This window comes from Streptomyces sp. UH6, assembly GCF_013421635.1.
GTDB classification, from domain to species: Bacteria; Actinomycetota; Actinomycetes; order Streptomycetales; family Streptomycetaceae; genus Streptomyces; species Streptomyces abyssomicinicus.
On the sequence record NZ_JACADT010000574.1, the window covers coordinates 1 to 3,657 of the forward strand.

Below are 3,657 nucleotides of genomic sequence, written 5' to 3' on the forward strand. Positions count from 1 at the left end.
AGCACCGCCAGGGCCACCGTGTGCACGGCGTCCCGCAGCATAGCGGAGAACCGGGCGGTGGTGGGGTGGTCCAGGACCTCGGCGCCGAATCTGCCGCCGCAGGCGGCGCACTCGACGACCGGCCCGGTCTCGCCCCGGTCGAGCAGCGGGACGCCGAGCACGGTGAGCCGCACCTGTCCGCGCATCCGCCGGTAGTTGCGGTCGCCGCCGCATCCGGGGCAGAAGAACTCGCCCTCCCCGGCGTCCGTCCAGGTGGTGCGCAGCCCCGTCATCCGCGGCCCGCGCCCGGGGCGCCGCCTGCCGTCCCGTCCGCTCCCTGGCAGCACGTCGCACCTCCGTACGGGTAGCCGCGGCCACGTCGCCGCACTCGGCGTGATGTTAGCCACATCACTGAGGCCCCGTCAGTACCCCGGACGGGACCTTTCCGTGATCATCCGGGGTCAAGTGGCCGGAAATGGCCGGGGCCCGCACGCCGGTGTACGGCGTGCGGGCCCCGAAACCGCCGGTGCGGATGATCAGCGGGCCGAGCGGTTGACGGCGGAGACGACCGCCTTCAGCGACGCGCGGGTCGTGTTGGGGTCGATGCCGATGCCCCACAGGACCTTGTCGCCGATGGCGCACTCGATGTAGGAGGCGGCCTGCGCGGAGGCGCCCTCGCTCATCGTGTGCTCCTGGTAGTCCAGCAGGCGGACGTCGACGCCGACGCCCTGCAGCGCGTCGAAGAAGGCCGAGATCGGACCGTTGCCGGTACCGGTCAGCACCGTCGGCTCGCCGTCGACCGTGCACCGCACGGTGAGGGTGTCGACGCCGTCCTGGTCGGTGGTGGACTGGCCGGTCTCGACCTGGATGCGGCCCCACGGGTTCTCGGGGTTCGGCAGGTACTCGTCCTGGAAGATCTCCCAGATGTCCTTCGGCGTGACCTCGCCGCCGTCGGCGTCGGTCTTGGCCTGGATGATCTTCGAGAACTCGATCTGCATCCGGCGCGGCAGGTCCAGCTTGTGGTCGTTCTTCAGGACGTAGGCCACACCGCCCTTGCCGGACTGCGAGTTGACCCGGATGACGGCCTCGTAGGAGCGGCCGACGTCCTTGGGGTCGATCGGCAGGTACGGGACCGCCCACTCCAGGTCGTCCACCGTGACGCCCTTGGCCGCGGCGTCGGCCTCCATGGCGTCGAAGCCCTTCTTGATGGCGTCCTGGTGGGAGCCGGAGAAGGACGTGTAGACCAGGTCGCCCACGTACGGGTGGCGCGGGTGGACCTCCATCTGGTTGCAGTACTCCCAGGTGCGGCGGATCTCGTCGATGTCCGAGAAGTCGATCTGCGGGTCGACGCCCTGCGAGAACAGGTTCATGCCCAGCGTCACCAGGTCGACGTTGCCGGTGCGCTCGCCCTGGCCGAACAGGCAGCCCTCGACGCGGTCCGCGCCGGCCATGACCGCCAGTTCGGCGGCGGCGACGGCGGTGCCGCGGTCGTTGTGCGGGTGCGCGGACAGGCAGACGTACTCCCGGCGGGACAGGTTGCGGTGCATCCACTCGAACCGGTCCGCGTGCGTGGACGGCGTCGAACGCTCCACGGTGGCGGGCAGGTTGAGGATGATCTCGCGGTCCGGCCCGGGCTGCCAGACGTCCATCACGCCCTCGCAGACCTCCAGCGCGAAGTCCAGCTCGGTGTCGGTGAAGATCTCCGGGCTGTACTGGTAGCCGAACGCGGTCTCGTCGCCCAGCAGCTTGTCGGCGTACTCCATCACCAGGCGGGTGCCGTCGACGGCGATCTGCGCGATGTCGTCCCGGGAGCCGCGGAAGACCACCCGGCGGAAGACCGGCGCGGTGGCGTTGTACAGGTGGACCGTGGCCCGGCGGGCGCCCTTCAGGGACTCCACGGTGCGCTCGATCAGGTCCTCACGGGCCTGCGTCAGCACCGAGATGGTGACGTCCTCGGGGATGGCGCCCTCGTCCTCGACGATCGAGCGGACGAAGTCGAAGTCCGTCTGGCCCGAGGCGGGGAAGCCCACCTCGATCTCCTTGTAGCCCAGCCGGACCAGCAGGTCGAACATGGCGCGCTTGCGCACCGGGGACATCGGGTCGATCAGGGCCTGGTTGCCGTCGCGCAGGTCGGTGGAGAGCCAGCGGGGGGCGACGGTGACGCGCTGGTCGGGCCAGGTGCGGTCGGAGATGTCGACCTGCTCGTAGCGGCCGTACTTGCCGATCGGCATCGAGGAGGGCTTCTGGCGGTTCACCATGGCGGTTTCGGCTCCTTGGGTGTCCGGTGGACGAAGAGGTCCTGGAGGACGGCCGACTGTCGGCAGCAACGCCGGACACCGCGGAGAGGGGGTCGGCCTGACGACTTACAGACCCTCGCCGCGGCAGCTAAGGAGGAGCAGCCCGTACCGCATGATGTGCCGCAGCCTAGCCGAGCCACGCCACGATGCGTGGACGTGTATCAGTATGCGGGACTCAGGAGATCAAACGGGCAAAAGGTGCCCGAGACCACAAGGGAAGCGACAACTTCGGGCATCGTCGGCGATGTTGGATCACTTGCCGTCACGGGTGGTGACTTTTCCCTCACCCAGCGCGACCATGGGGAGGTATGAGCACAAATCGGGTCTTCTGCACGATCATCCCCCCGCACATCCTCGACACCCTCTCCCGGCACACCGACGAGCTCCTCTCCGGGCCCGCCCGCCGCACCCGGGAGCGCGACTCCCTGGAGCGCACCCGCCGCCGCCTGAACGCGGTGGCCGGCGCGCGGATCCTCGCCCGCCCGGAGGCCGCCGAGGACGGCAAGCCGCACCGCACCATCTACGACGCGCAGCAGCGCGAGACCCTTCCCGGGAAGAAGGTCCGCGCCGAGGGCCAGGAGCCGGGCCAGGACGCCAGCGTGAACCGCGCGTACGCGGGGCTGGGCGCCACCTTCGACCTGTTCCTGAAGGTGTACGGCCGCGACTCCATCGACGGGAGCGGCCTGCCGCTGGACGCCACGGTCCACTACGGCCAGGAGTACGACAACGCGTTCTGGAACGGCGAGCAGATGGTGTTCGGGGACGGCGACGGCGAGGTCTTCCTGGACTTCACCATCCCCGTCGACGTGATCGGCCACGAACTCACCCACGGCGTCACCCAGTACACCGCCAACCTCGAGTACTACGGCCAGTCCGGCGCGCTCAACGAGTCGGTCTCCGACGTGTTCGGTTCGCTGATCAAGCAGTACACCAAGGGCGAGACGGCCGCGGAGGCGGACTGGCTGATCGGTGCCGGGCTGCTCGCGCCCCGGGTCACCGGCAAGGCGCTGCGGTCCATGAAGGAGCCCGGCAGCGCGTACGACGACGACGTCCTCGGCAAGGACCCGCAGCCGGGGTCCATGGACGACTACGTGGACACCCGCCAGGACAACGGCGGGGTGCACATCAACTCCGGCATCCCCAACCGGGCGTTCCACCTGGCCGCCACGGCGCTGGGCGGGCACTCCTGGGAGAAGGCGGGGCAGGTCTGGTACGACGTGCTCACCTCCGGCGACCTCAAGGCGGACGCGCAGTTCGCCGACTTCGCGCGGCTCACGCTGAAGGCGGCGGTGACGCGGTTCGGGGAGGGTGCGGAGGCCCAGGCGGTCGAGAAGGCCTGGCAGGAGGTCGGCGTCCTCAGCCGCGAGGCGTGACCCGCTCG

The 3,657-nt window shown here is 69.9% G+C and carries 2 protein-coding genes and 1 pseudogene; 1 reads left to right on the top strand and 2 read right to left on the bottom strand.

The genetic code is table 11. The features are described from left to right. Positions 1–326: pseudogene (locus HW445_RS22265) on the bottom strand (TerB family tellurite resistance protein); the annotation flags it as partial. A 189-nt stretch (positions 327–515) separates the two neighbouring features. Further along, positions 516–2,237: a 2-isopropylmalate synthase gene (gene leuA, locus HW445_RS22270; protein WP_180222746.1), complete on the bottom strand. Its 1,722-nt coding sequence runs from the start codon at positions 2,235–2,237 to the stop codon at positions 516–518. A gap of 347 nt (positions 2,238–2,584) precedes the next feature. Between leuA and HW445_RS22275 the strand changes: the two genes are divergently transcribed. Then, a complete protein-coding gene (locus HW445_RS22275) occupies positions 2,585–3,649 on the top strand; it encodes a M4 family metallopeptidase (RefSeq protein ID WP_180222747.1) in 1,065 nt (354 codons plus the stop codon). The last annotated feature ends 8 nt before the right edge of the window (positions 3,650–3,657 follow it).

Bases quoted from the DNA above. Each gene is read 5' to 3' on its own strand.
- leuA (WP_180222746.1), bottom strand. From the start codon at position 2,237: ATGGTGAACCGCCAGAAGCCCTCCTCGATGCCGATCGGCAAGTACGGC.
- HW445_RS22275 (WP_180222747.1), top strand. From the start codon at position 2,585: ATGAGCACAAATCGGGTCTTCTGCACGATCATCCCCCCGCACATCCTC.